At 60.9% G+C, this 25839-nt stretch carries 24 protein-coding genes and 1 pseudogene; 12 read left to right on the top strand and 13 right to left on the bottom strand.

What is annotated here, in order from left to right; translation table 11 throughout:
* Positions 1-31: 31 nt before the first annotated feature.
* Positions 32-1345, bottom strand: a complete 1314-nt coding sequence (locus tag V8Z78_RS03390; protein WP_349730872.1) for a GNAT family N-acetyltransferase — start codon at positions 1343-1345, stop codon at positions 32-34.
* Here V8Z78_RS03390 and V8Z78_RS03385 point away from each other — a divergent pair.
* Both V8Z78_RS03385 and V8Z78_RS03380 read left to right on the top strand, forming a co-directional pair.
* Positions 1344-2990 (top strand): NAD+ synthase, encoded by a 1647-nt coding sequence (locus tag V8Z78_RS03385; RefSeq protein ID WP_349730871.1) that lies wholly within the window; start codon positions 1344-1346, stop codon positions 2988-2990. The two genes, V8Z78_RS03390 and V8Z78_RS03385, sit on opposite strands and share 2 nt — an antisense overlap.
* Before the next feature lie 51 nt (positions 2991-3041).
* On the top strand, positions 3042-3380 hold the full coding sequence (locus tag V8Z78_RS03380; protein ID WP_003056652.1) for a P-II family nitrogen regulator: 339 nt from the start codon (positions 3042-3044) through the stop codon (positions 3378-3380).
* 143 nt (positions 3381-3523) lie between these two features.
* Here V8Z78_RS03380 and V8Z78_RS03375 read toward each other — a convergent pair whose 3' ends face one another.
* Genes V8Z78_RS03375 through V8Z78_RS03350 form a run of 6 tightly spaced genes read right to left on the bottom strand, consistent with a single transcriptional unit; the run spans position 3524 to position 6976 of the window.
* Positions 3524-4117: an LOG family protein gene (locus V8Z78_RS03375; RefSeq protein ID WP_012837805.1), complete on the bottom strand. Its 594-nt coding sequence runs from the start codon at positions 4115-4117 to the stop codon at positions 3524-3526.
* Positions 4114-4512 carry a diacylglycerol kinase gene (locus V8Z78_RS03370; protein ID WP_034362220.1) on the bottom strand — a complete coding sequence of 133 codons (399 nt, stop codon included), beginning with the start codon at positions 4510-4512 and terminating at the stop codon, positions 4114-4116. Before V8Z78_RS03370 ends, V8Z78_RS03375 begins: the two co-directional genes overlap by 4 nt.
* A gap of 12 nt (positions 4513-4524) precedes the next feature.
* On the bottom strand, positions 4525-5058 hold the full coding sequence (locus tag V8Z78_RS03365; RefSeq protein ID WP_280007874.1) for an RDD family protein: 534 nt from the start codon (positions 5056-5058) through the stop codon (positions 4525-4527).
* Between the two features lie 58 nt (positions 5059-5116).
* Positions 5117-5932, bottom strand: coding sequence for a DUF3106 domain-containing protein (locus V8Z78_RS03360; protein WP_003066230.1), 816 nt, complete (start codon positions 5930-5932; stop codon positions 5117-5119).
* A 22-nt stretch (positions 5933-5954) separates the two neighbouring features.
* Positions 5955-6410 (bottom strand): DUF3619 family protein, encoded by a 456-nt coding sequence (locus tag V8Z78_RS03355; RefSeq protein ID WP_046460695.1) that lies wholly within the window; start codon positions 6408-6410, stop codon positions 5955-5957.
* A complete protein-coding gene (locus V8Z78_RS03350; RefSeq protein ID WP_003066234.1) occupies positions 6407-6976 on the bottom strand; it encodes an RNA polymerase sigma factor in 570 nt (189 codons plus the stop codon). The genes V8Z78_RS03355 and V8Z78_RS03350 overlap by 4 nt, the downstream gene beginning before the upstream one ends.
* 265 nt (positions 6977-7241) lie before the next feature.
* On the opposite strand from V8Z78_RS03350, the gene V8Z78_RS03345 reads away from it, so the two are divergent.
* The 7 genes from V8Z78_RS03345 (at position 7242) to pbpG (ending at position 16712) form a co-directional block, all read left to right on the top strand.
* Complete coding sequence (locus tag V8Z78_RS03345; protein WP_349730870.1) at positions 7242-9029, top strand: acetolactate synthase 3 catalytic subunit; 1788 nt, start codon at positions 7242-7244, stop codon at positions 9027-9029.
* Between the two features lie 157 nt (positions 9030-9186).
* Positions 9187-9678, top strand: coding sequence for an acetolactate synthase small subunit (gene ilvN / locus V8Z78_RS03340; protein WP_003056638.1), 492 nt, complete (start codon positions 9187-9189; stop codon positions 9676-9678).
* A 73-nt stretch (positions 9679-9751) separates the two neighbouring features.
* Positions 9752-10768: a ketol-acid reductoisomerase gene (gene ilvC, locus V8Z78_RS03335; RefSeq protein ID WP_003056637.1), complete on the top strand. Its 1017-nt coding sequence runs from the start codon at positions 9752-9754 to the stop codon at positions 10766-10768.
* A gap of 199 nt (positions 10769-10967) precedes the next feature.
* On the top strand, positions 10968-11837 hold the full coding sequence (gene pssA, locus V8Z78_RS03330; protein ID WP_003056635.1) for a CDP-diacylglycerol--serine O-phosphatidyltransferase: 870 nt from the start codon (positions 10968-10970) through the stop codon (positions 11835-11837).
* Between the two features lie 231 nt (positions 11838-12068).
* Positions 12069-13742, top strand: coding sequence for a 2-isopropylmalate synthase (leuA, locus tag V8Z78_RS03325; RefSeq protein WP_349730869.1), 1674 nt, complete (start codon positions 12069-12071; stop codon positions 13740-13742).
* A 103-nt stretch (positions 13743-13845) separates the two neighbouring features.
* Positions 13846-15384 carry a 2-isopropylmalate synthase gene (locus V8Z78_RS03320; protein ID WP_012837810.1) on the top strand — a complete coding sequence of 513 codons (1539 nt, stop codon included), beginning with the start codon at positions 13846-13848 and terminating at the stop codon, positions 15382-15384.
* 239 nt (positions 15385-15623) lie between these two features.
* Positions 15624-16712: a D-alanyl-D-alanine endopeptidase gene (pbpG, locus tag V8Z78_RS03315; protein WP_349730868.1), complete on the top strand. Its 1089-nt coding sequence runs from the start codon at positions 15624-15626 to the stop codon at positions 16710-16712.
* 142 nt (positions 16713-16854) lie between these two features.
* On the opposite strand, the gene V8Z78_RS03310 is transcribed toward pbpG, so the two are convergent.
* The 6 genes and pseudogenes from V8Z78_RS03310 to V8Z78_RS03285 form a co-directional block, all read right to left on the bottom strand.
* Positions 16855-17688, bottom strand: coding sequence for an IclR family transcriptional regulator (locus V8Z78_RS03310; RefSeq protein ID WP_003066249.1), 834 nt, complete (start codon positions 17686-17688; stop codon positions 16855-16857).
* A 98-nt stretch (positions 17689-17786) separates the two neighbouring features.
* Complete coding sequence (locus tag V8Z78_RS03305) at positions 17787-18557, bottom strand: arginyltransferase (RefSeq protein WP_003066251.1); 771 nt, start codon at positions 18555-18557, stop codon at positions 17787-17789.
* 28 nt (positions 18558-18585) lie between these two features.
* Positions 18586-19336, bottom strand: a pseudogene (aat, locus tag V8Z78_RS03300) (leucyl/phenylalanyl-tRNA--protein transferase).
* Positions 19337-19505: 169 nt separating this feature from the next.
* Positions 19506-20060, bottom strand: a complete 555-nt coding sequence (efp, locus tag V8Z78_RS03295) for an elongation factor P (RefSeq protein WP_003056627.1) — start codon at positions 20058-20060, stop codon at positions 19506-19508.
* Between the two features lie 194 nt (positions 20061-20254).
* Complete coding sequence (earP, locus tag V8Z78_RS03290) at positions 20255-21376, bottom strand: elongation factor P maturation arginine rhamnosyltransferase EarP (protein ID WP_349730867.1); 1122 nt, start codon at positions 21374-21376, stop codon at positions 20255-20257.
* Between the two features lie 4 nt (positions 21377-21380).
* Positions 21381-22295 (bottom strand): LysR family transcriptional regulator, encoded by a 915-nt coding sequence (locus V8Z78_RS03285; RefSeq protein ID WP_034407671.1) that lies wholly within the window; start codon positions 22293-22295, stop codon positions 21381-21383.
* Positions 22296-22459: 164 nt separating this feature from the next.
* Between V8Z78_RS03285 and V8Z78_RS03280 the strand changes: the two genes are divergently transcribed.
* The 3 genes from V8Z78_RS03280 to V8Z78_RS03270 all read left to right on the top strand — a co-directional run bounded on the left by V8Z78_RS03280 (position 22460) and on the right by V8Z78_RS03270 (position 25747).
* A complete protein-coding gene (locus V8Z78_RS03280; protein ID WP_349730866.1) occupies positions 22460-23692 on the top strand; it encodes a CaiB/BaiF CoA transferase family protein in 1233 nt (410 codons plus the stop codon).
* Positions 23689-24681, top strand: a complete 993-nt coding sequence (locus tag V8Z78_RS03275) for a hydroxymethylglutaryl-CoA lyase (protein WP_349730865.1) — start codon at positions 23689-23691, stop codon at positions 24679-24681. The genes V8Z78_RS03280 and V8Z78_RS03275 overlap by 4 nt, the downstream gene beginning before the upstream one ends.
* 79 nt (positions 24682-24760) lie before the next feature.
* The gene (locus tag V8Z78_RS03270) at positions 24761-25747 is read left to right on the top strand and encodes a Bug family tripartite tricarboxylate transporter substrate binding protein (RefSeq protein ID WP_349730864.1); all 987 of its coding nucleotides are present in this window, start codon (positions 24761-24763) and stop codon (positions 25745-25747) included.
* Positions 25748-25839 lie beyond the last annotated feature (92 nt).

Genomic DNA, 25839 nt, shown 5'->3' with positions numbered 1-25839 from the left:
CTGCAAAGCGGCCTTTTTTTTGTCTCCACCTTCAGGCCTTGCGCAGCGGGCTATGGGATTGCAGCTCTTCCACATATTGGGCCATGCCTTCGCTCTCGCGCTGCAAGAAGCGCTCGATGGCATCGGCAAAAGCGGGATGGGCCACCCAGTGGGCGCTCGGTGTTTCCACGGGCAGCAGCGCGCGGGCCATCTTGTGCTCGCCCTGGGCGCCGCCTTCGAATCGGGCAAAGCCGTTGGCGATGCACCATTCGATGGGTTGGTAGTAGCAGGCTTCGAAATGCAGGCTGTCGACCCGCTCCAGAGCGCCCCAGTAGCGACCATAGGCCACCTTGCTATTGATAGCTGCTTGCGCTTGTCCATCCTCAAAAAACAATGGTTTTGATGCTGAAATCATTGATTGCAAGGCGCTAATAGCTATCAAACTTGAGGCGACAGGCTGCCCGTTGCGCTCGGCGATGAACATCACCCAGTTCTCGGGCATGGCCGAGGCCATGGAGGCAAAGAACTCCGGTGTCAGATACGGCGGGTTGCCGTGCTCCAGGTAGGTGCGCTCATAGCAGCGGTAGAAGAAGGACCAGTCCTGCGCACCGATGTCGCTACCCTGCATGGCTTTGAAGCTCACGCCGGCTGCGCGTATCTTGCGTCGCTCCTGGCGGATTTTCTTGCGCTTTTCCTGGTTCAGCGAGCCCAGAAAGTCGTCGAAGTCCTTCCAGCGGGACGGTGTTGTCGCAGTGCCGCCCGCAGCGGGGGGCGCGGGCGGCGTGTTCGTCCAGTGAAACTGCACTGTGCTGCGCTGCATCCAGCCGGCTGCGGCGCAGGCGGCAAGATCATCGGCATCGCCAAACAGCAGGTGCAGCGATGACAGCTGCTGCTCGGCTGCCCAGGCCTGGACGGCATGCACCAGCGCCACGCGCAGTGCCTGGCTGCGTGCCAGCAGGCGGGAGCCTGGCACGGGCGTGAAGGGGACGGCCAGCAATCCCTTGGGGTAATAAGGCAGGCCATGCTGCTGATAGGCGCGCGCCCAGGCCCAGTCAAACACATATTCGCCGTAGGAGTGGGTCTTGATATAGAGGGGGCAGGCCGCCAGCAGTTCATCGCCGTCCCAGACGGTGATGACCCGGGCGATCCAGCCGGTATCGGGCGTGGCGCTGCCGCTTTGCTCCATGGCTGCCAGGTATTCGTGGCGCATGAAGGGCGTGGGCGTGGATTGAGAGGCCAGCAGCACATTCCAGGTTTGTGCGTCCAGCTGCTGCACGCTGGCAAGCACGCGAGTGATAATCTTGTTTTCGGCCATGCCCTGATTGTCGCGGGGGCTGGTGGCCTCACCGCCTAGCTTGCTTTTCATGACGCTTTCCATTTGCTGTGCCCAACGCAATTTTGTTGTGGGAGACCTCTCTGGCAATGTCCAGAAAATCATCGCCGCTGCTGCTGAAGCTTATGCCAACGGTGCCCGCCTGCTGCTCACGCCCGAGCTTGCCCTGTGTGGCTACGCGGCTGAGGACCTGTATCTGCGTCCGGCATTTTTGGAAGCCTGCGATGCGGCCCTGCAGCAGTTGCAGCAAGCCAGTGCCCAATGGCCGGGGCTGGCGCTGGTCATCGGTCACCCGCAGCGCGATGAGCAAGGTGAGAAACTGTTCAACGCTGCCAGCGTGTTGCGCGATGGTCAGCAGATTGCGCGCTATTTCAAGCAACTGCTGCCCAACTTTGGCGTGTTCGACGAACAGCGCTACTTTGCGGCCGGTGAGGAAAGCTGTGTCTTCGAGCTGGAGGGCATCCAGATCGGACTGCTGATTTGCGAAGACGCCTGGCATGCCGGCCCGGCCCATGCCGCCGTTGCCGCAGGCGCCCAGTTGCTGCTCGTCATCAATGCCTCGCCGTTCCATAGTGGCAAACCCCTGGAGCGCGAGGCGGTGATTGCGCAGCGCGCCGTGGAAAACGCGGTTCCTCTGGTCTATGTCCATCTGGTGGGTGGCCAGGATGAAGTCGTGTTCGACGGCTGTTCGTTCGCGGTGCAGGCCGACGGCCAGGTGGCGGCGCGTGCGGCGGCCTTCGAGGAAGAGCTGCCCATGGTTGCCGCGCAGCTGGTGGATGGATGCGTGACGCTGATGGGGCAAGTCAAGCCCCAGCTGAGCCACCACCATGCGCTTTGGTCGGCGCTGGTGCTGTCCGTGCGCGACTATGTGGGCAAGAACCGTTTTCCGGGCGCACTCATCGGCCTGTCGGGCGGTATGGACTCGGCCCTGGTACTGGCCATTGCCGTGGATGCTCTAGGCGCAGACAAGGTGCGCACGGTAATGATGCCTTCGCCCTATACGGCCGATATCAGCTGGCTGGATGCGCGCGAAATGTCCGAGCGCGTGGGCGTGCAGCACGAAGAGATCGATATCGCGCCGCAGTTCGAAGCCTTCAAGGCCGCGCTGGCTGGCACTTTTGCCGGACGCGCCGAAGACACGACCGAGGAAAACCTGCAAGCCCGTATTCGCGGCACCCTGCTGATGGCCATGAGCAACAAGTTTGGCTCCATCGTGCTGACCACGGGCAACAAGAGCGAGATGTCCACCGGCTACTGCACGCTGTACGGCGACATGGCCGGCGGTTTTGCCGTCATCAAGGATGTGTTCAAGACCGAGGTGTTTGCGCTGGCACGCTGGCGCAATGCCAACGATCCCTTCGGCATGGGGCTCGACCCCATTCCCGAGCGCATCATCACGCGTCCGCCCAGCGCCGAGCTGCGCCCCGATCAAAAGGATCAGGACAGCCTGCCGGACTACGAGGTGCTGGATGCCATCGTGTCCCGTTACATGGAAAACAACGAGAGCATAAGCTCCATCGTCGCCGAGGGTTTTGCGCCTGCGGATGTGGAGCGGGTCACGCGTCTGATACAAATCAACGAGTACAAGCGTCGCCAGGCGCCGGTCGGTCCACGTCTGACAATGCGCAGCTTTGGCAAGGACTGGCGCTACCCCATCACCAACAAATTTCGCGCCTGAGGTTCTGCCTCCGGTGTTTTGCCGATTTCAATCCATTGAGGAACTAGCCCCATGAAAATGATTACTGCCGTCATCAAGCCCTTCAAGCTAGAGGAAGTGCGCGAGGCCCTGGCCGAGTGTGGGGTGAATGGTCTGACCGTGACCGAAGTCAAGGGTTTTGGCCGTCAGAAAGGCCATACCGAGCTTTATCGTGGCGCGGAGTATGTGGTCGATTTTCTGCCCAAGGTGAAGATCGAAGTCGTGGTGCGAGATGAGGACGTGGACCGCTGCGTGGATGCCGTCGTCAATGTCGCGCGCACCGGCAAGATTGGTGACGGCAAGATCTTCATCACCCCCGTGGAGCGCGTGGTGCGCATCCGTACGGGCGAGCTGGACGACACTGCTGTCTAAGTCGCCATGTCGCGCCCCAGTCATGCGCCCCAGGCAAAAAGCCAGACCTTGAGTCTGGCTTTTTTCATGGTCCGGAGCCGGGTGTGCGCACTGCAGACAGCGCTACGGGTCGACGGATGACGCCCTGCAGTGTTTTTCAGGGCTCAGATTACCGAGCGCAGAGGCGGTGTATCCAGCTGGCTGCCGGCATTCTGGACGAGATTTTGCAGCAGGGCCGAGGTGTCGCTGCTGCTTTCGACCAGGCCCATCTGCCACTCGCCCATGAAGCCGTTGCCCACGCAGGACTGAAGAAACTGCAGCATGGCGTCGTAATAGCCATCCACATTGAGAATGCCGATGGGCTTGTCGTGGTAGCCCAGCTGGCGCCAGGTCCAGACTTCGAACAGCTCTTCAAAAGTACCGATGCCGCCGGGCAGGGCCACGAAGGCATCGCTGCGCTCGGCCATCATGGCCTTGCGTTCGTGCATGTTCTTGACGATGTGCAGTTCGTCGCAGGCCTGGTTGGCCAGCTCCTTGTCGACCAGTGCCTGAGGGATGATGCCGACGACACGGCCGCCAGCTTGTTGCGTGGCTTCGGCCACCACGCCCATCAGGCCGCTGCGTCCACCGCCATAGACCAGCTGGCCGCCGCGCGAGCCTATCCATTGGCCCACGGCCTTGGCGACTTCGGTGAATTGAGGGTTGGTGCCGGGGCGTGAGCCGCAGTACACGCAAATGGAAAAAGCGGGTTGAGTCATACGATGAAACGGTGATAAAGAGCGGCCGCCCAGACGGCTCCGCAAAGGCACAGGGCCAGAAATACAGCAGCGCTGCCCATGTCCTTGGCTTTCTTGGAAAGCTCGTGCCATTCGGGCCCGATACGGTCTATGGCTGCCTCTATGCCGGTATTGAGCAATTCCACAATGAGCACCAGGATGACGGTGCCGGCCAGCAGCGCTGTCTGTTCCCAGTTCTGGCCCAGCCAGAGCGCCAGAGGAATCATGACGGCGGCACAGATTGCTTCCTGCTGAAATGCTTTTTCATGCCAGCCGGCCTTGAGGCCAGCCAGCGAGTAGCCGCCGGCATGCAGCACCCGGGACAGTCCGGTACGGCTTTTTTGCGGGTTGACGGGGTCAGGTGAGGAGGTGCTCATGGAGGGGAGGGGTCAGCGGATGCGTTTGGGAGTGGGGGGCTGATGCACCAACTGGGTGCCGGCCCAGGCGTCGTGCCAGAACTGCTTTCTGGGGTGAAAGCGGCTCAGCAGCGCCCAGATCAGAATCCAGCCCATGAGCAGCACCAGCACCTCCAGTGGCGGCAGGCCCAGCGGGTAGAGCAGGGCCAGCGGTGGCAGCCACCACATCCAGCTGGCTGCATAGCGCAGCAGGGCGCGGGTTTGCGTCAGGGGGCGGCCTTGGGTATCGACCACGCGGATATGCCAGGTCTTCATGGCCAGCGTCTGGCCTTTGCTCCAGAACCAGACAAAGTAAATCCCCAGCACCACCAGCATGAAGGCCTGCAGCAGATGCCGATTGTCGAGTGCATTGCGCGTCTGCGACAGCGTGCCGAACAAATAGCCGGCGATGAACACCACGCCAAACAAAAGCATGCCTTCATAAAGCCAGCAAGCCATACGGCGACGCAGGCTTGGTGCTATGAAGTCAGGAGTCGATGAGGCTGCCGGCCGGGTGTCTTGCTGCATGAGGGCATTGTAGGGCTCAGGTCAGCGGGCTTGGCGCTCGGTTGCCGCACCGACACTGTCATTGGTGCGCGTCTTGACCTGGCGCATCCAGCGGAGGCAGGGTGATTGGGGTGGCGCGAGGAATGTCCACGGGAGCCGTCTCCACAATCACCGAGGGCGTACGAATGGGGTGTGTCTCCACCATGGCTGGTGTTGCGGGCACGGGCGGTGGTGGGTGATGAATGGTTGCGGGTGGAATCTTGGGCAGATTGGGCACCGTATTGGGGGAGGCCGTGGCAGCAGGAATGCGCGCCAGCTTCTTGGACGGCACAGGCTTGATGGCCGGTGCGGCGCTTACCACCTTGGGAGTGGCGCGGGCGGCCAGCAGTCGCTTTTCTTCATCGCTCAGAGCCTGGTAGGCCTCCCACTGGGCCTGCTTGTCAGTCGCGAGCTTGTTGGTAATGGCGAAATTCAGCCGGGCCTGGTTGCGCTGGGCGGCACTCAGGCCGGACCATGCTTCCATGCGGTCATGAAGCTTTTGCTGTTCGCGCTCGCTGAGTTTGTCAAAGCCATCCGCCAGGGCAATCCAGCGGCGCTTCTGTACCGAGCCGATCATGGCCCAGCGCTCTTGCAGCGGCAGCAGAATCTCGCGCTGGTGGCTACTGAGTTCGCCCCAGCGTGGGCCCGAGGCCTGTGCTGAGGCTCTTTGGCGCGTGGACGGGTCTGCATGCATGGATCTGGATGCAGCTACCGTGGCGGGGGGCACGGAGCTGGGCGCCAGCCTGACTTGCTGTACGACATTCCATCCTGTCCAGCTCAAGGCCACCAACAACAGCGCCGCCATGATGGCGGCGGTGTTGTCGGGTTTCAGGAGGGAGCGCTTCTCAGTGGGCATCAAGGCAGAGGTGGCAGGCTGTTTAGTGTTCTGATGGGGTGGCTGCCGAGGTCTTGAGGTACTGGATGAAACCAGGGTCAGAGTAGGCAGCAGGGGGCAGATCATCGGTCAGCAAGGCGGTATCGACCTCGGTGACTTCGCTTAGCATACTTTGTTCGGTGTCGGAGTTGTAGATTACCAGGCCCGCAATGAGTGCAAAAACGGGGATGGCCGAGACCAGAGTGCGCCACCAGCCGCTACCCTCGTCGGGGTTGCCCAGTGTCAGGGTGCTGCCCTGGGCAGATGTTGCAGTACTGGTCTGAACGCGCAGCACAGCCGCTTCGCGGCGACGTACAGACACGGCTTGCTCGCGGGAGGCGCGCAGGCGTTCGGTGATTTCGTAAGGGAGCAAGGCTTCGCCCTCGCTCAGTCGGGCAGTGATTTGACGGGCGATGCGGTCGGCGGTCTGTTCTTGCCGGAGGGTGGGCGCGGATTTCATAACTCGATTCCTTTGGCCTTGAGTGCCTTGCTCAATGTTTGAATGGCGCGGAAGCAATGGGTTTTGACACTGCCTTCAGAGCAACCCATGGCGGCAGCAGTCTCTGCGACATCCATCTCTTCCCAGTAACGCATGAGAAAGGCCTCGCGTTGACGCGCAGGCAGCTCCTGTATCTCTTTTTCTATGCTTTGCAGCGTCTGCTTGCGTTCGGTCAGGCTCTCGGCGTTGCTGGCGGCGGATTCGTCGCTGTTGGTGGCATAGGTTTCCAGCCAGTCGAAGTCGCTGTCCCCGTCTACGGAAGACTCCAGGTCGCTGAAGTGAGTGAAAACGGCTTTCTGGGTCTTCTGGCGGCGAAACCAGTCCAGCGTGCTGTTCGACAGAATGCGCTGGAACAGCATGGGCAGTTCATTGACCGGTTTGTCCCCATAGTGCTGGGCCAGTTTGAGCATGCTGTCCTGCACGATATCCAGGGCGGCCTCCTCGTCGCGGACATGGAAAACGCTGCGTTTGAAGGCGCGCTTTTCAACGTCTTTGAGGAATGCAGACAGTTCTTGTTCTGTGGCCAAGAGAGAGTAACCCTGGAGAAAGCGGGAGTTAGGTAGTGGCGAAAGCGGCCGATTATCGCATCCGATGATGTTTTTTTGTGTACTGCATTTGAAGGTCTTGTTGCAGTGCGATAATGATCTTCAACTTAAAGAAGCAAACGGATCACGGTCCGGCGTACACACAAACGTCCATGGCATGTGGTCTTAAGTCCTAAACCGGCCTCACAAGGGCTTCAGGCTAAGGGCACCGAAGGTTTTTCGTTAGAGAAATTCACAAAGGTTGATCATGGAAATCTCCAAAGCCGAGCTGGCCTCTGCAGCCGCCGCATCGTCCCCCAAGGGCGCCCAGGAATTGATGGGCTCCGAAATCCTCATCAAGTCTCTTCAGGCTGAAGGTGTCAAGCACCTGTGGGGTTACCCTGGCGGGGCAGTTCTCTATATTTACGACGCGCTCTACAAGCAGGACAGCATTCAGCATGTGCTGGTGCGCCACGAGCAGGCGGCCGTGCATGCAGCCGACGGTTTTGCGCGTGCCACCGGTGAAGTGGGCGTGGCGCTGGTGACATCCGGCCCCGGTCTGACCAATGCGGTGACGGGCATTGCCACCGCCTATACCGACTCCATCCCCATGGTGGTGATCGCGGGACAGACATCGACCAATTACATCGGTACCGACGCATTTCAAGAGTGCGATACCGTGGGCATCACTCGTCCCATCGTCAAACACAACTTCCTGGTCAAGGATGTGCGCGAGCTGGCCGAGACCATGAAAAAGGCTTTCCACATCGCCCGCACCGGCCGCCCCGGTCCTGTGGTGGTGGATATTCCCAAGGACGTGTCCTTCAAGAAGGCGCTGTATACGGGCTATCCTGAAAAAGTGGAAATGCGCTCGTACAACCCTGTCAAAAAGGGTCATGCCGGCCAGATTCGCAAGGCTCTGCAGCTGCTGCTGACGGCCAAGCGTCCCTATATCTATACCGGCGGCGGCGTGCTTCTGGGCAATGCCTGCAACGAGCTGCGCCAGCTGGTGGACATGCTGGGCTACCCCGTCACTCACACCCTGATGGGTCTGGGTGCCTACCCCGCCAGCGACAAGAAGTTCCTGGGCATGCTAGGCATGCACGGCACCATCGAAGCCAACAATGCCATGCAGAACTGCGATGTGCTGCTGGCCGTGGGAGCCCGCTTTGACGATCGCGTGATCGGCAATCCCAAGCATTTCATGTCGGTGGAGCGCAAGATCATCCATATCGACATCGATCCCTCCTCCATCTCCAAGCGCGTGAAGGTGGACGTGCCTATCGTGGGTGATGTCAAGGATGTGCTTAACGAGCTGATCGCCATGCTGCGCGAGTCGGCCCAGCGCCCTGACGAAGCGGCCGTAGCCCAATGGTGGACCACCATCGAAGGCTGGCGCAGCCGTGACTGCCTGAGCTACGACAAGTCCAACACCGAAGTCATCAAGCCCCAGTACGTGGTCGACACACTGTGGAACATGACCAAGGATGCGGACGCCTACATTACCTCCGATGTGGGTCAGCACCAGATGTGGGCGGCGCAGTACTACCGCTTTGATGAACCCCGTCGCTGGATCAACTCCGGCGGTCTGGGCACCATGGGCGTGGGCCTGCCTTACGCCATGGGCATCAAGCTGGCCAAGCCCGACTCCGAAGTCTTCTGCATCACGGGCGAGGGCTCGATCCAGATGAATATCCAGGAGCTGGCCACCTGCAAGCAGTACAACACTCCAGTGGTAATCTGCGCGCTGAACAACCGCTTCCTGGGCATGGTGCGCCAGTGGCAGGAAATTGAATACTCGGGTCGCTACTCGAGCAGCTATATGGATTCGCTGCCCGACTTCGTGAAGCTGGCGGAGGCCTTCGGCCACCGTGGCCTGCTGATCGAAAAGCCTGCCGATGTCGAAGCTGCGCTGCGCGAGGCACGCCGCATCGTGCGCGAAGAAAGCAAGACGGTCTTCCTGGACTTCCGCACCGACCCGACAGAGAACGTGTTCCCCATGGTGCAAGCCGGCCGTGGCATCACGGAAATGCTGCTGGGTGCCGACGACCTGTAATGCATGGAAAGCCGATTTCCAATGAAATCGGCATCAAGCACTTACATGTCAATCGCAAGCAGCTATATTTTAAATAGCATTTTTTGACGAATCTATTGTCCGCCGAGCCTGGCACTTACCGGTGTCAGGGGAGGGCGGCGAAAAGAGGAATCTCCCAATGAAACACATTATTGCCGTGCTGCTCGAGAACGAGCCTGGAGCACTGTCGCGCGTCGTGGGCCTGTTTTCTGCCCGTGGCTACAACATTGAATCCCTGACAGTTGCACCGACCGAGGATCCCTCGCTGTCGCGCATGACCATCCTCACCACGGGCTCGGACGATGTGATTGAGCAAATCACAAAGCACCTGAACCGACTGATTGAAGTGGTTAAAGTGGTGGACCTGACCGAAGGTGCTTACACCGAGCGCGAGCTGATGATGGTCAAGGTGCGTGCCGTGGGCAAGGAGCGCGAGGAAATGAAGCGCATGGCGGACATCTTCCGCGGCCGCATCATCGACGTGACCGAGAAGAGCTACACCGTGGAGCTGACCGGCGACCAGTCCAAGAACGACGCCTTCCTGCAAGCCATTGATCGCACTGCCATCCTTGAGACCGTTCGCACAGGCGCCTCGGGTATTGGTCGTGGCGAACGCATTCTGCGTGTCTAATGGCTGCGTTGCACCACTTTTGAATCTGAACAAACCTTTTTAACCCCCTCAAGATAAGAGACCTGGAGCCATCATGAAAGTTTTCTACGACAAGGACTGTGACCTGAGCCTGATCAAGGGCAAGACTGTTGCCATCATCGGCTACGGCAGCCAAGGCCACGCACATGCTCAAAACCTGAACGACAGCGGTGTGAAGGTTGTGGTCGGTCTGCGCAAGGGCGGCTCTTCCTGGGACAAGGTCGGCAAGGCCGGTCTGACCGTGATGGAAGTGAACGACGCGGTGAAGGCTGCCGACGTGGTCATGATCCTGCTGCCCGACGAGAACATCCCCGAGGTGTACAAGAACAACGTCGAGCCCAACATCAAGTCCGGCGCTACCCTGGCTTTCGCTCACGGCTTCAACGTGCACTACAACCAGGTCGTGCCCCGCGCCGATCTGGACGTGATCATGGTCGCCCCCAAGGGCCCCGGCCATACCGTGCGCTCCGAATACCTGAAGGGCGGCGGCGTGCCTTCCCTGATCGCCATCTACCAGGACAAGTCCGGCAAGGCCCGTGACGTGGCCCTGTCCTATGCTTCCGCCAACGGCGGCGGCAAGGGCGGCATCATCGAAACCAACTTCAAGGAAGAAACCGAGACCGACCTGTTCGGCGAGCAGGCCGTGCTGTGCGGCGGTGCCGTGGAACTGGTGAAGATGGGCTTCGAGACGCTGACCGAAGCTGGCTACGCTCCCGAAATGGCTTACTTCGAGTGCCTGCACGAGCTCAAGCTGATCGTTGACCTGATGTATGAAGGCGGCATCGCCAACATGAACTACTCCATCTCCAACAACGCGGAGTATGGCGAGTACGTGACCGGCCCCGAAGTCATCAACGAAGAATCCCGCAAGGCCATGCGCAACGCCCTCAAGCGCATCCAGAGCGGTGAATACGCCAAGATGTTCATCAGCGAAGGCCGTCTGAACTATCCTTCGATGACTGCCCGTCGTCGCCAGAACGCCGATCATGCCATCGAGCAAGTGGGCGGCCAGCTGCGCTCCATGATGCCCTGGATCTCCAAGAACAAGCTGGTCGACCAGACCCGCAACTAATGCCGGCAAGTCATTCGGCGCGAGCCGGATGACTGCGCTTGGGCAAGAGGCCACCTTTGAGGTGGCCTTTTTTCATTCCGGATGCGATCTGTGTGGCGGGTACACTGGTGGCAGGGACATGGCCATGATGGCCATGCTTGAAATACTATCGTTTTAATAGCTGCATGCAATTGACATGCAAGCACTGGAGGTCTGTTTGATGCAAAACAGCAATGATTCTGCCGATCTGAGTGGAATGCCGCGCAAGCCGCGCAAAGGCATTTATGTGCTGCCCAATCTGTTCACGCTGGCAGCGCTGTTTGGCGGTTTCTACGCCATCGTCATGGCCATGAACAACAAGTTCGAACTGGCGGCCGTGGGCGTTTTCTGCGCCATGGTGCTCGACAGCCTGGACGGTCGCGTGGCGCGCATGACGCACACGCAAAGCGCGTTCGGTGAGCAGATGGATTCGCTCTCCGACATGGTGTCCTTCGGTGCCGCGCCCGCGCTGATTGCTTATGAATGGGCCTTGCGTCCCCTGGGGCGCTGGGGCTGGATTGCCGCCTTTGTGTATTGCGCCTGCGCCGCATTGCGCCTGGCGCGTTTCAACGTGAATACGGCCGTGGTGGACAAGCGCTATTTTCAGGGCATGCCTTCGCCTGCGGCTGCGGCCCTGGTTGCGGGCTTTATCTGGCTGACCAGTGCGCTGATGGTTTCCCATCGTGATGTACCCATCTTCGGCGATGTGATTTCCTGGTTTGGCGGCTATCCCACGGACAGGGCCGATCTGTCCTGGATCATGTTCGCCATCACGCTGTTCGCAGGTCTGACCATGGTCACCAATATTCCCTATTACAGCTTCAAGGACATCGGCGGCGCCAAGAGCATGCCGTTCGTCTCGCTGGTGGTGGTAGCCCTGCTGATGGCCGTGGTCAGCATCGAGCCTGCAACCATGCTGTTTCTGGTGTTTGTCGGCTACTCGGTCTCGGGCTATGTGATCTATGTCTGGCGCCGTGCCAAGGGTGAGCAGGTCAGCATTGTGGCGACCTCCAAGGACGAGCCCGATGAGCGTGGTCTGCACGACGATTGAAGTGCGGCCCCAAAAAATCCTGGCCCTGTCAACTTTTCTTGTGTTAAAGTGACCCGCATGCAAAACCTGTCGCTAGCTCTACTACTAATGTCCAACGGGCAGAGAAAGTAGCGCGCGCGTACAAACACACCCTACTTGGCGGCCCGTAGCATCAGCGACGGGCCGTTTTTGCTTTTGGGCGTCGCTGGAGCTGGGTTCAATTTCCTCTAATTTCGACTAAAGAGACTCACCATGTTGCAAAACCCTTCCACCAAATACCGCGCTTTCGCCCCCGTGCGTCTGACCGATCGCACCTGGCCCGACGCGGTCATCACCAAGCCTCCGGTCTGGTGCAGCGTGGATCTGCGTGACGGCAACCAGGCCCTGATCGAGCCCATGGACATCGAGCGCAAGGTGCGCATGTTCGAGCAACTGGTGAAGATCGGTTTCAAGGAAATCGAAGTCGGCTTTCCTTCGGCCTCGCAGATCGAGTTCGACTTCATGCGCAAGCTCATCGAGGAAAACCGCATTCCCGACGACGTGACCGTGCAGGTGCTGACCCAGGCGCGTGAGCATCTGATTCGTCGCACCTTCGAAGCGCTCGAAGGCGTGCCCCGCGCCATCGTCCATCTCTACAACGCCACGGCTCCCGTGATGCGCCGTGTGGTGCTGAATATGAGTGAAGACGAGATCGTTGAGCTGGCGGTGACCAATGCCCAGATGTTCAAAGACATCGCGGCCCAGCACCCCAACACCAAATGGACCTTCCAGTACTCGCCCGAAATGTATTCGGACACCGAGCTGGAGTTCTCCAAGCGCGTGATAGACGCCGTCACCGACGTCTGGCAGCCCACGCCCGAGAACAAGTGCATCATCAACCTGCCCACCACCGTGGAGCATTCCACGCCCAATATCTTTGCCGACATGGTGGAGTGGACGCATCGCAACATCAAGCGCCGTGACAGCGTGGTGATCTCGGTCCACCCTCATAACGACCGCGGCACGGGAACGGCAGCAGCGGAGTTGTCCCTGATGGCTGGCGCGGACCGCCTGGAAGGCTGTCTGTTCGGCAACGGCGAGCGCACCGGCAATCTGGACGTGGTGAATGTGGCGCTCAATATGTATATCCAGGGCGTGAACCCCGGTCTGGATTTCTCCGACATCGACGATATCCGCGCAACGGTTGAGCATTGCAACCAGTTGCCCGTGCATCCTCGTCATCCTTACGTGGGTGACTTGGTCTATACCTCCTTCTCCGGCTCCCACCAGGACGCCATCAAGAAGGCTTTCGCCGCCCACAAGGAAGGCGATATCTGGGATATGCCTTATCTGCCCATCGATCCCAAGGACCTGGGTCGCAGCTATGAGGCAGTGATTCGCGTGAACAGCCAGTCGGGCAAGGGTGGTATTGCCTATCTGCTCGAGAGCGAATATGGGCTTCAGCTGCCTCGTCGCCTGCAGATCGAGTTCAGCCAGGTCGTGCAGCGCGAGATGGATGCCAGCGGCAAGGAATTGTCGGCTGCGGATCTGTGGGAGCTGTTCCAGCGCGAATATGGGGTTAACACTGTCAAGCCGCCTCAATATCGCCTGAGCGAGGCAGATGGCGTGGTCAATATGACTTCCCACATCGAGATCGCCGGAGAAAAGTATTTTTTGGAAGGCGAAGGTACGGGCCCCATTGATGCCTTCGTGCAGGCGCTGTCGGCTAACGTCGGTCGCAATGTGCGCGTGCTCAACTATGCCGAGCATGCGATTGGCGAGGGAGCGAGTGCCAAGGCGATTGCCTATGTGGAGCTGCGTGTGGATGACGCTCAGGTCTGCTATGGCGTCGGGGTCGATGCCAATATCGTTTCTGCCTCGTTGCGGGCCATCATCTCGGGAGTGCAGCGCGTCCCTGCTGTCGCCGAAGAGGCGGTAGCCGCATAAAAGGTTCAAAGCCGGTGCCGCCAAAAGCGCACCGGCTTTTTTGTCGGCAATCCTCCAGTCAAAACAGGCGTCTACCGGCGCCATTACATAGAGAGTCCCCACCATGTCCGATCAGCTTATTATTTTTGACACCACCTTGCGTGACGGCGAGCAGTCGCCCGGCGCCTCCATGACGCGCGATGAAAAGCTGCGCATTGCACGCCAGCTGGAGCGCCTCAAGGTCGATGTGATCGAGGCAGGGTTTGCCGCGGCATCCAATGGCGACTTCGAGTCCATCCAGACCATTGCGCGTGCCATCAAGGACTCCACGGTCTGTTCGCTCTCGCGCGCCAACGACCGCGACATCGCGCGTGCGGCCGAGTCCTTGAAGGGGGCCAACCGCGCTCGCATTCACACTTTCATCGCCACCAGTCCGCTGCACATGGAGAAAAAGCTGCGCATGACACCCGAGCAGGTGCTGGAGCAGGCCAAGCAGGCGGTGCGCTTCGGGCGCAATCTCATCGAAGACATCGAGTTCAGCGCGGAGGACGGCTATCGCAGCGAACCCGATTTTCTGGCGCGCGTGATTGAGGCCGTCATCAAGGAAGGTGCAACCACCATCAACGTGCCCGACACCGTGGGTTATGCGATTCCCGAGCTCTATGGCGAGTTCATTCGCAACTTGCGCGAGCGCGTTCCCAACAGCGACAAGGCCGTCTGGTCCGTGCATTGCCACAACGACCTGGGCATGGCGGTTGCCAATTCGCTGGCGGGCGTGAAGATCGGCGGCGCGCGCCAGATCGAATGCACCATCAACGGGCTGGGCGAGCGTGCAGGTAACTGCTCACTTGAAGAAGTGGTCATGGCCATCAAGACGCGCAAGGACTACTTTGGTCTCGACGTGAATATCGATACCCAGCATATCGTGGCCGCCAGCCGCCTGGTCAGTCAGACCACGGGCTTTGTGGTGCAGCCCAACAAGGCGGTGGTGGGAGCCAATGCCTTTGCCCATGCTTCCGGCATTCATCAGGATGGCGTGCTCAAGGCGCGTGACACCTACGAAATCATGCGTGCCGAGGATGTGGGCTGGGCGGCCAACAAGATCGTGCTGGGCAAGCTCAGTGGTCGCAACGCCTTCAAGCAGCGTCTGCAGGAGCTGGGGGTGGAACTGGACAGCGAAGCTGCCATCAACCAAGCCTTCACGCGCTTCAAGGAACTCGCGGATCGCAAGAGCGAAATCTTTGACGAGGACATTCTGGCGCTGGTGAATGCCGAAGGCGCGGAGCACCAGGACAATCAGTTCCAGTTCATTTCGCTGGCCCAGCAGAGTGAAACAGGTGAGCGCCCACATGCAAGCGTGGTCTTCAGCAATGCAGGCCGGGAAATCAAGGCCAGCTCCGAGGGCAATGGTCCGGTCGATGCCTCGTTCAAGGCCATCGAGTCCGAAGTCAAGAGCGGTGCCGAGATGGTGCTGTATTCCGTCAATGCCATCAGCGGCTCAACCGAGAGTCAGGGCGAGGTGACGGTGCGCCTGCAGCGCAGCGGTCGCATCGTCAACGGAGTGGGTGCTGACCCCGATATTGTGGTCGCATCGGCCAAGGCATATCTGAGCGCTTTGAACAAATTGCATAGCAATCAGGAAGTTGTTGCAGCACAAGGTTGACTGCTGGATTTATAATTTCACTCAGATTATCGAGAAGGTTGTGTAAGTGCTTGTCACTGCACAACTTTTTTGATTGAATTAAATCCTTACACCTTGTTGTCTGGAGTATCGCATGCAGCTGCTGCGTCCATTTCGCCTTGCAAAACTCACCCAGGTGGTGTCTTTGGCTCTGTTGAGCTGCGCTCTGGTTGCTCCGGCAGCGCATGCGGCGACGCCCAAAAAAAGACTCCAAAAAGCCCGTGGCTGCTGCAGCTTCGGCTAAGAAAGCGGCCAAGGAGCCGGCTGGCAAGGTTCGTGCCGCAGCGCAGCCCAAAAGCGCAAAGGTCGCCAAAGGCAAGCCGGAAAAGGCAGACGCCAAGCTTGCAAGTAAGAAGGGCGGAAAGACAGCTCTAGCGGCCAAGGCCGAAAGAGAAGAGAAGACCGGCGGCAAGAAGCGTCTGGCCAGGGCGGGAGCCACCGGTGCTGCGGTTGCGGCGGCAGCAGCTGCCACGGCGGTCGAGCCCGCACGCCTGTCCTATGGGCAGATGGCGGGTCTTCATTCCGTCTCGGATCCCCTGGATCTGCAAAGCAGCGTGGCTTATGTGATTGACCAGGACACACATGAGGTGCTGTTGAGCAAGAACGATCAGGCAGTGCTGCCGATTGCCTCGCTGACCAAGCTGATGACCGGTCTGCTGATTTCTCAGGCCCGCCTGCCCATGGATGAGATGATCACCATCACGCAGGACGATGTGGATACCGAAAAGCACAGCAGCTCCCGCCTGCGTGTCGGGACCACCTTGACGCGTGCCGAGATGATGCACCTGGCGCTGATGTCCAGCGAGAACCGTGCTGCCCATGCCCTGGGACGCACTTATCCCGGCGGTCTGGCGCAGTTTGTGCAACTGATGAACTCCAAGGCGCTGCAACTGGGCATGAAGGACACGCGCTATGTGGAGCCCACCGGCCTGTCCAGCAGCAACCAGTCCAGCGCACGCGATCTGGCGCGCTTGGTGGCGGTGGCTCATGCCGATCCGCTGATGCGCGAGTACTCCACATCGCCTGGCTATGAAGTGGCCGTCGGTCGCCGCACGCTGCAGTTCAACAACACCAACCGTCTGGTCAAGAGCGACAACTGGGATATCGGCCTGCAAAAGACCGGCTATATCTCCGAAGCCGGACGCTGCCTTGTGATGCAGGCCCATGTGGCCGGGCGCAAGCTGATCATGGTGTTCCTGGATTCCGCAGGCAAGTTCAGCCGCCTGGCAGATGCCGAGCGAGTGCGCCATTGGATGGAAAGCAAGGGCCCCACGGCCAGCAACACGATTGCCAGCCGTATCCGCGGTTGAGCCTGGCGAGAGGGCCAGGCCCGTCAGCAAAAAATGCGCTACCTCGGTAGCGCTTTTTTATTGGATCAATACCTGAAATGGCCTTCCCAGCCCTTTTGCGGATTGCGAGATGAACTCGCTCCTGTCATTGGAGCGAAGAGATTCAGCCGTGCTGGCTGCGGCTATAGGGGTTGGCCGGTGCTTGAGCCGGCGCAGGGCGTGTGCCGCTGAAACCCAGCGCCACGGAAATTTCCTGCACCGTGGCCTGCAATCTGGGGGCCCAGCTCTCGTCAAGGCGGTCTGCGGGGGCAGAGATGGACAGGCCCGCAATCAGCTTGCTCTGGTCGTCGTAAATGCCGGCTGCCATGCAACGCACGCCCAATTCCAGCTCTTCGTTGTCGCGGGCAATGCCGTATTGGCGTACCTTGGCCAGCTCATGTTCGAGGTCGCCCAACTGGGTGATGCTGAAATGGGTCTTGCCGGGCAGGCCGGTGCGCATGGCATAGGCGCGCACCTGCTGGGAATCGTCAGCTGCCAGAAACAGCTTGCCGTTGGAGGTCAAGTGCAAAGGCGCGTGGCCGCCAATGGCGCGTACCACCTGCATGCCCGAGCGCTCGCTGTAGGCGCGTTCCACATAGACAATCTCGTCGCCCTGGCGCACGGACAGGCTGATGGGTTGCTGAATCTGCTTGTAAAGCTGACGCATGGGGGTCAGCGCCACTTCACGTACGTTCAGCCGGGCCTTGACCAGGTTGCCCAGTTCCAGAAAGCGCATGCCCAGGCGGTAGCTGCCCGATTCGGGGCGATCCACAAAGCGGCCCAGTGCAAGGTCATTGAGTATGCGGTGCGTGGTCGATGGATGCAGGCCCGTGCGTTCGCTGATCTCCTTCAAAGAAACCGCTTCCTCACGCGATGCCAGCACGTCGATCAACGTGAACATGCGTTCCAGAACCTGGACGCTGGGCTTTGCGGAGGCCGATAGGTCGTCTTTTTTCATGCGTTGGAGATACTTTGCGGGATGAGGGCATTCTAGCGGTGCTGCAGCCGTGCAGCCATGTCATCCGCTCATATATCCATGTGCAGCTTTTTGCAGCGTCACTCTTCAATTTGCGAGCGCACAATGCTTTGCCTGTCTACGCGCTGCCATAGCTCGCCCTGGCGAATCTCATGTGGCAAAAAGCTGGCCTTGTAGCGCATCTTCTGGCTCTCGGAGATCCAGTAGCCAAGATAGACATAAGGCAGGTTCATGGCTTTGGCCTGCTGAATTTGCCACAGCACATTGAAGGTTCCATAGCTGGCGTGGTCTTCCGGATCGTAGAAGGTGTAGACCGCCGACAGCCCGTCCTCCAGTACGTCCAGAATGGAGAGCATCTTGAGTGTGCCGGGCTGACCGTCCGCGCCCGGCTCGCGGAACTCGACCAATCGGGAGTTGACCCGGCTTTGCAGCAGAAACTGCGTGTACTGGTCCACGCTGTCGTTGTCCATGCCGCCACCGCTATGGCGGTGCTGCTGGTAGCGTAGGTAGAGCTGGTAGTGCTCGTCGGAGTAGTGCAGGCGCTGAATGGAGGCGACAAGTTGCCCATGCTGTTTTGCAGCGCGCCGCTGGCTGCGGCTGGGGCGAAACTCCTGGGCCAGAATTCGCAGGGGAACGCAGGCCTTGCAGCCATCGCAATAGGGGCGATAGGTGAACATGCCGCTGCGCCTGAAGCCCAGCGTGACCAGTTCCGAATAGGTGGTGTTCTGAATCAGGTGACTGGGTGTGGCGACCTGAGAACGTGCCAGCCGGCCCGGCAGATAGCTGCAGGGATAGGCTGCCGTGGCATAAAACTGCAGGGCATGTAGCGGGAGGTCGTTCGGGTGCGTCATGATCGGACTCGGCTGCAGATGCGGTGCGTCAAGCCTCAGTATGGCTTAGCAACTGTTCCCAGTATATGGGGCTGAATTGCCACTGCATATCGGGCAGCTGGGCCTGGGCTTGAACGGTCCGGGCGAACTGCGCTCTTGTGACTTCTCGAGCGCCCATGAAAGACAGATGTGCTGTGGCCTGCTGGCAGTCGATCTGCGGCACCTGATGAGCCCTGCACAGGGCCACCAGCGCCGACAGTGCAATCTTGGATGCATCGGTCTGCAGTGCGAACATGGATTCGCCAAAAACCGCTCTGCCCAGTGCCACGCAGTAAAGGCCGCCGACCAGCTGGCCGTTGATCCAGGTTTCCACGCTGTGTGCAGCGCCCTGCTGATGCAGCTCGGTATAGGCATCGACGATGCTTTGCACAATCCACGTACCGTTCTGTCCATCGCGCGGGGTCTGGGCGCAATGCTGCATCACCGTGGCAAAAGCGCTGTCGATGCGAATTTCACAGCGCGGATCATTGCGAAATTTCTGCAGTCTTTTGCGCAGGCTGCGGTGCAGGCGGAATTCCTCGGGATGCAGGGCCATGCGCGGGTTGGGGGACCACCAGAGAACCGGCTGTCCCTCGCTGAACCACGGGAAAATGCCTTGGCTGTAAGCAGTGCGAAGACGTGCTGCATCCAGCGTATTGCCGGCGGCCAGCAGCCCGGGAATGGGGTCCCGCTCGCCCCAGGTCTGATCGATGGGGGGGGAATTCTTGTTCGGGCTGCAGCCAGGGCAGGGAGTGCGTCATTGGCAGTGGGAGTGGATGGACTGCCCTTAGTCTTGCACAGACTGAAGCGGTTTTGAGTGTCGCGGCAGACGAAGGGGCTGGCGTAATCCCGCTGTCGGAGGCGGAAATGAAAAAAGGCTTCCTGAAGGAAGCCTTTTGCCGGGAAGCAGCTGCGGCAGCTGCCGCCACATTACACGCGCTTGCGGTATTCGCCGGTGCGGGTGTCGATTTCGATCTTGTCTTCCTGGGACACGAACAGGGGCACGGCCACTTCGAAGCCGGTAGCGATCTTGGCGGGCTTCAGAACCTTGCCGGAGGTATCGCCCTTGACGGCGGGCTCGGTCCAGGTGATTTCGCGCACGATGGTGGTGGGCAGTTCGACGGAGATGGCCTTGCCGTCGTAGAACACCACTTCGGCAGTCATGCCGTCTTCCAGGTAGTTCAGTGCGTCAGCCATGTTTTCAGCTTCGACTTCGTACTGGTTGAACTCTTCGTCCATCCACACGTACATGGGGTCGGCGAAGTAGGAGTAGGTGCAATCCTTCTTGTCCAGGATCACGTTGTCGATCTTGTCGTCGGCCTTGAACACGTTTTCCGTGCCGAAGTTGCCGATCAGGCTCTTGAGCTTCATGCGCACGGTAGCAGCGCCACGGCCGCCACGAGCGTATTCGGTCTTCAGAACGATCATGGGGTCCTTGCCGAACATGATCACATTGCCTGCGCGGATTTCTTGAGCGATTTTCATGGCTTGCTTGCGTTTGAAAGGTTGGAGCCGCTCTACACGGCAGGCAAGCTGTTCGCAATGGTCGCTGGAGAAAGCAACGCATCAAAGGTGCGGCGGCGGGGCCTGCCGCATGTACCGCGGCGGGGCGCGACCCCGAAAGCAAGATCGCTCGGCATACCGGCTGCGACTGCCCTCAGAGAGGCAAAACGTGGATTTTAGCTTTTTTCGGCGACAAAAGCTTGAAGCTGCGCAATCAGTTCGGTTTGTTCCATCAATCTGGCTCGCGCGGCCCTGATGCAGCAGGCCCATTCATCAAGCATTTCGCGTGTGAGCAAAGGCAATGTTTGCGGTGCGGTCATGCCGTTCCAGGTGTGGTGAAAGCGCCTGAGGCTGTCCGGAGCCTGGAGCCAGTCGAGAAAGGCATTCAGCTTGTCGTGGTGGGCGTTGTCATGCTGAGGGTAGATCTGCCAGACCATGGGTTGGCCGGCCCAGAGCGCACGTACCAGGGAATCTTCGCCACGCACCAGATTCAGGTCGCAGGCCCAGAGCATTTCGTCGAACCGGGCCTGAGGGCGGGCTGGCAGATAGACCGGCTGCATCTGCTGCGCTTCGGGCAGCGCCTGCACGGCAGTCGTGGCGCGTCCCGGGGTCACCAGCAGCCTGACATTGAGCGCCTGCTTGTCCGAGAGCTGCGCGAGCAACTGGTGCAGGGCGGCAGGCTCATAGCAAAACAGCGAGACGGCACATTCGTCATGTTGAATGCCTTCTGCGCGGCGCCATGATTCGCGATGCGCCATGAAGGTCTGCTGGCGCTGTGCCAGGTTCTGCTCGCGCACCAGCGAGCCGGTGGCTGCCGTGAAGCCGGGGTAGAAGAACCAGCGTGTCAGCCCTGAGGCGGGGCCGCTCATGATGCGTGAGGGCAGGCGATGGCAGCGCTCCACATAGTCTTCGGCCGAGAGATATTCGAGATTGATCCAGACCGCAGGCTTGCTCTTCGACGCCTTGTCTGCAATGGCGCTCACGAATGCCGCGGGAATCTCGCAGCCGAAGGCCTCGATGACCACATTGCCAATCGACGCCGGAACGTCTGCGGCTTGCGCGGGCCAGGCATGGACGCTCAGGCCGGGCGGCCAGGGCTGGGGAGCCATCCATTGCAGGGCGCTGGCATCGTCCATCCACAGGCGTACCTGCTGGCCGCGTGCGGCGAGTTCTGCGGCCGTGCGCCAGCACACTCCCACGTCGCCAAAATTGTCTATGACCTGGCAGAAGATGTCCCAGCACAGCGACGGATGGAGCGCCCCGGGGGCGGGCAGAGGCATTGGTGAAAAATCAGGCATGGATTCAGTTTTTATCGGTTGAGGCGCTCTGGCACAGGTGCTCGACCAGCAGTTGCGCGACGGGCGAGAGTGCGTCCTGCGAGCGTACGCAGAGCATGAGCTGGCGCTCGGCCCAGACTTCGTCCAGGCGGATGCAGCGCAAGGGCAGTGCGCCCATGTAGATATGGGCGCTGCCCTCGGGGAGAATGCCCACGCCCAGGCCGGCGGCCACCATCAGGCACAGGGCGTCATAGCCGGTGACCTTCATGCGCAGGCGCGGCTGCAGGCCCTGGTCGGCGGCAGAGCGGGTGATGAGATGGTTGAGCGCGCTGTCGGCATGCATGCCGATCAGATCATGCTCGATGACCTGCTCCAGGCGCAGTCTGTGCTCGCCGGCCAGCGGATGCGATCGAGGCATGACCACGGCCAGCCGATCCCGGCGATAGGGGCGCAGGCTGATCTTGCTGCCGTAGCTGCCGTTGTTGAGCAGGCCGATATCGGCTTCGTTATCGGCCACGGCACGTGCGATATCGGTGCTCACGCGCTCCTGCAGCCGTACATCCACCAGCGGGTGCCGGCTCAGAAAGCTTTGCAGCTGGGCCGGCAGAAACTGGGTGATGCTGGAAATATTCGCCATTACTCGCACATGGCCGCGCAGGCCTTGCTCGCCGCCCTGGGCATAGCCCTTCATCTGCGTGGCGATGCCGTCCAGCTCGTTGAGCACGCCGCGCGCCATGTTCAGCAGTGCGTAGGCGGCGGCCGTGGGCTGGCTGCCCCGGTTGCTGCGTGTGAACAGCTCAAGCTGCAGCTGGCCCTCCAGCTCGGCCAGACGGCGGCTGGCGGCCGAGGGCGCAATGTGCTCGCGTGCCGCGGCACGCGCGATGGCGTTCTCTTCCATCACGGCCACAAACAGGCGCAGGGTGATCGGGTCCAGTTTCATGAGGACAGCATTATCCCGCCTGGCTATGCCCAAATGCGATGGCAGCTTCGCATTTCAGCGTTTTGCAGGACTGCCCTTCAAGGGCAAGATGATTGAAAAGCCGCTTTGCCTGGCGTTGGTCAACGCAAAGCGGCACAGCAAGAGAGCAATCAAGAGACAAACGCATGACGACGATGAATATCCAAGACCCTGCCACACAGACTGCCACGCCGCGCGCGCTGGAAGGGGTGAAAGTGGTGGAAATGGGCCAGCTGATTGCCGGTCCCTTCTGTGGCAAGACCCTGGGCGAATTTGGTGCCGATGTCATCAAGATCGAGGCGCCCGGCGCTGGCGACCCGCTGCGCAACTGGCGTCTGATCAAGGAAGGCACTTCCGTCTGGTGGCAGGTGCAGTCGCGCAACAAGCGCTCGGTCGCTCTCGATCTGCGCCAGCAGGAGGCGCAGGCCGTAGCGCGCCAGCTGATTGCCGAAGCCGATGTGCTGGTCGAGAACTTCCGTCCCGGCACGCTGGAAGGCTGGGGCATGTCGCCCGAGGAGCTGCACGCCATCAACCCCGGCCTGGTGATTCTGCGGATCTCTGGCTACGGTCAGACCGGCCCCTATCGCGATCTGCCAGGCTTTGGTGTGATCGGCGAGGCCATGGGCGGACTGCGCCATCTGACGGCCGAGCCGGGCCGGGTGCCGGTGCGCGTGGGCGTGTCGATCGGCGATACGCTGGCGGCCCTGCACGGCGTGATCGGCGTGATGATGGCTCTGTACCACCGCAAGGTGAACGGCGGTCCCGGCCAGGTGATCGACGTGGCTCTGCATGAGGCCGTGTTCAACATCATGGAGAGCCTGATCCCCGAGTACAGCGCCTTTGGCGCCGTGCGCGAGGCCGCCGGCAGTGCGCTGCCGGGCATTGCGCCCTCGAATGCCTACCCCTGCCAGGATGGCTGGGTGCTGGTGGCGGGCAATGGCGACTCCATCTTCAAGCGACTCATGACGGCCATCGACCGCCAGGATCTGGCCGATGCGCCCGATCTGGCCGACAACGCGGGCCGCGTCCGGCGCGTGGCCGAGATCGATGCCGCGATTGGCGCCTGGACGCAGGCGCGCAGCGTGCAGACGGTGATGGACGAGCTGGGCGCAGCACGTGTGCCGGCCGGCAAGGTCTACACGGCCAAGGATATTGCCGAGGATCCGCATTACCGGGCACGCGAGATGATTCTGACCCAGCGCACCCGCGATGGTTTCGAGCTGCAGGTGCCCGGCGTGGTGCCCAAGCTCTCGCTGACGCCGGGCACGGTGCGCAGCAGCGCCCCCCATGTGGGCGACGACACCGATGCCGTGCTGGCCGAGATCGGCCTGAGTGAGGTGCAGATTGCGCAGCTGCGCGCCAAGGGAATGGTCCAATGATGGCCGCCGACCTCAATACCACGGTGTGGACCGGTGCGGGTCGCCGCATCCATATGAACGAAGTCGGCGCGCGCGACGGTCTGCAGATGGAGCAGGCCTTTGTGCCCACCGAGGACAAGATCGCACTGGTCAATGCGCTGTCCGAGGCGGGCCTGTCCAAGATCGAAGTCACGGCCTTTGTCTCGCCCAAGGCCATACCGGCCCTGCGCGACGGCGAGATCGTGATGCGCGAGATCGCGCGCCGGCCGGGCACGGTCTATACGGCGCTGGTGCCCAATGTGCGCGGCGCGGAGCGTGCGATCGATGCGCAGACCGACGAACTCAATCTGGTGATGTCGGTCAGCGAGACGCACAACCTCTGCAATCTGCGCATGCAGCGCAGCCAGTCCTTCGAGGCGCTCAGGCAGGTGATCGCCACGGCGCAGCAGGCGGCAACGCCCGTCAACGTGTCGCTTTCCTGCTGCTTCGGCTGCCCCATGGAAGGCGATGTGGCTGAGGCCGAAGTGCTGGCCTGGGTGCAGCGCTTTGCCGATCTGGGCGTGCAGGGCATCACGCTGTGCGATACCACGGGCATGGCCTATCCCAGCCAGGTGCATTCCATGGTCCTGGCCTTCAAGGCGCGCTGGCCCCAGCTGGGTCTGACCCTGCATTTCCATAATACGCGCGGCATGGCGCTGGCCAATGTGCTGGCCTCCATCGCTGCGGGTGCGGATCGCTTCGACGCCTCGATTGGCGGTCTGGGTGGCTGCCCCTATGCGCCGGGCGCCTCGGGCAATGCCTGCACCGAAGAGATCGTTCATGCGCTGCAGCTCATGGGCTATGACACGGGCACGGACCTGGACCGCATCGTCGCGGCCGCGCGCAGCCTGCCGGCGCTGATCGGCCACGAGACGCCCAGCCAGATCGTCAAGGCCGGTGCGCGCTGGGATCTGCACCGGCCGCCAGCGGATTTTGCCGAGATCAAGGAACGCGCCCAGGCCAGGGCCTGAGACGGTTTTCGCCCCTGCTGCAGCGGCTCTTTCGGGGGAAGGAGCTGGCGCAGTTCAACATTCCAACAAGGAGACAAACATGACTGTTCAACGTCAACGCCTTCATTTCATGCTTGCGACGGCCGCTGCCGCGGTCGGCCTTGCCAGCGCCCCGGCCATGGCCCAGGGCAGCTATCCCAGCAAAACCGTGCTGATGATCGTGCCCGCAGCCGCGGGTGGCACCACCGATCTGGCCGGCCGCATGGCCGCACAGGCGCTGGCGCCGGTGATCGGGCAATCGGTGGTGGTGGACAACAAGGGCGGCGGCAACGGCGCCATCGCCGCCAATCTGGTCAAGCGTGCGGATGCCGACGGCTACACGCTGCTGATGCAGTACTCGGGCTACCACGTCATCTCCCCGCATCTGACCAAGGCCAGAAGCTGGGAGCAGGGCGACTTTGCCCCCGTGGCCAATGTGCTGTCGGCGCCGCAGATCATCGTGGTGCGCTCAGAGCTGCCCGTGAAGACGCTGGCCGAGCTGGTGAGCTACACCAAGGCCAACCCCGGCAAGCTCAACTACGCCTCGTCTGGCAACGGCTCGCTGCAGCATGTGACGGGCGCCATGCTGGAGCAGCAGGCCGGCGTGAAGATGGTGCACGTGCCCTACAAGGGCACGGGCCCGGCGCTGCAGGACTTGCTGGGCGGCCAGGTGGATCTGACCTTCGGCACCGCGCCTCCCTTCATGCCGCATGTGCAAAGCGGCAAGCTGCGCGTGCTGGCCGTGACGGGCAAGCAGCGCCTGCCCAGCCTGCCCAATGTGCCCACCACGGCGGAAGCCGGCTACCCGGGTGTGAACGCCACGTCCTGGTTTGCCGTGTTTGCGCCCAAGGCCACGCCACAGCCCGTGATCGACAAGCTGGCTGCCGATATCAAGAAGGTGGTGGAGGATCCTGTCTTCAGGAAAAAGGCCGAAGAGCAGGGCGCCACGGCAGACTATATGAACCCGCAGCAACTGGCGGCCATGGTCAAGACCGAATACGGCAACTGGGCGCAGGTGGTGAAGTCGTCCAAAATCGAAGCCGAGTAAGCGGCGGGCTGCAGGGATTGCCTCGAATCCTTTTGCTCTAAAATAGGAGCTGCTATCGCTTGTTTAACATGGATTTCAGGTTGAAAACTATC

Origin of the sequence: Comamonas sp. wu1-DMT (genome assembly GCF_040187805.1) — a bacterium.
Lineage (GTDB): Bacteria > Pseudomonadota > Gammaproteobacteria > Burkholderiales > Burkholderiaceae_C > Comamonas > Comamonas thiooxydans.
Note: the sequence above shows the minus strand (reverse complement) of the source record. Positions and strands in the feature narration are given on the sequence as shown.

Coding starts and splice junctions, on each gene's coding strand:
- V8Z78_RS03385 (WP_349730871.1), top strand. CDS start 1,344: ATGACGCTTTCCATTTGCTGTGCCCAACGCAATTTTGTTGTGGGAGAC.
- V8Z78_RS03390 (WP_349730872.1), bottom strand. CDS start 1,345: ATGAAAAGCAAGCTAGGCGGTGAGGCCACCAGCCCCCGCGACAATCAG.
- V8Z78_RS03380 (WP_003056652.1), top strand. CDS start 3,042: ATGAAAATGATTACTGCCGTCATCAAGCCCTTCAAGCTAGAGGAAGTG.
- V8Z78_RS03375 (WP_012837805.1), bottom strand. CDS start 4,117: ATGACTCAACCCGCTTTTTCCATTTGCGTGTACTGCGGCTCACGCCCC.
- V8Z78_RS03370 (WP_034362220.1), bottom strand. CDS start 4,512: ATGAGCACCTCCTCACCTGACCCCGTCAACCCGCAAAAAAGCCGTACC.
- V8Z78_RS03365 (WP_280007874.1), bottom strand. CDS start 5,058: ATGCAGCAAGACACCCGGCCGGCAGCCTCATCGACTCCTGACTTCATA.
- V8Z78_RS03360 (WP_003066230.1), bottom strand. CDS start 5,932: ATGCCCACTGAGAAGCGCTCCCTCCTGAAACCCGACAACACCGCCGCC.
- V8Z78_RS03355 (WP_046460695.1), bottom strand. CDS start 6,410: ATGAAATCCGCGCCCACCCTCCGGCAAGAACAGACCGCCGACCGCATC.
- V8Z78_RS03345 (WP_349730870.1), top strand. CDS start 7,242: ATGGAAATCTCCAAAGCCGAGCTGGCCTCTGCAGCCGCCGCATCGTCC.
- ilvN (WP_003056638.1), top strand. CDS start 9,187: ATGAAACACATTATTGCCGTGCTGCTCGAGAACGAGCCTGGAGCACTG.
- ilvC (WP_003056637.1), top strand. CDS start 9,752: ATGAAAGTTTTCTACGACAAGGACTGTGACCTGAGCCTGATCAAGGGC.
- pssA (WP_003056635.1), top strand. CDS start 10,968: ATGCAAAACAGCAATGATTCTGCCGATCTGAGTGGAATGCCGCGCAAG.
- leuA (WP_349730869.1), top strand. CDS start 12,069: ATGTTGCAAAACCCTTCCACCAAATACCGCGCTTTCGCCCCCGTGCGT.
- V8Z78_RS03320 (WP_012837810.1), top strand. CDS start 13,846: ATGTCCGATCAGCTTATTATTTTTGACACCACCTTGCGTGACGGCGAG.
- V8Z78_RS03310 (WP_003066249.1), bottom strand. CDS start 17,688: ATGAAAAAAGACGACCTATCGGCCTCCGCAAAGCCCAGCGTCCAGGTT.
- V8Z78_RS03305 (WP_003066251.1), bottom strand. CDS start 18,557: ATGACGCACCCGAACGACCTCCCGCTACATGCCCTGCAGTTTTATGCC.
- efp (WP_003056627.1), bottom strand. CDS start 20,060: ATGAAAATCGCTCAAGAAATCCGCGCAGGCAATGTGATCATGTTCGGC.
- earP (WP_349730867.1), bottom strand. CDS start 21,376: ATGCCTGATTTTTCACCAATGCCTCTGCCCGCCCCCGGGGCGCTCCAT.
- V8Z78_RS03285 (WP_034407671.1), bottom strand. CDS start 22,295: ATGAAACTGGACCCGATCACCCTGCGCCTGTTTGTGGCCGTGATGGAA.
- V8Z78_RS03280 (WP_349730866.1), top strand. CDS start 22,460: ATGACGACGATGAATATCCAAGACCCTGCCACACAGACTGCCACGCCG.
- V8Z78_RS03275 (WP_349730865.1), top strand. CDS start 23,689: ATGATGGCCGCCGACCTCAATACCACGGTGTGGACCGGTGCGGGTCGC.
- V8Z78_RS03270 (WP_349730864.1), top strand. CDS start 24,761: ATGACTGTTCAACGTCAACGCCTTCATTTCATGCTTGCGACGGCCGCT.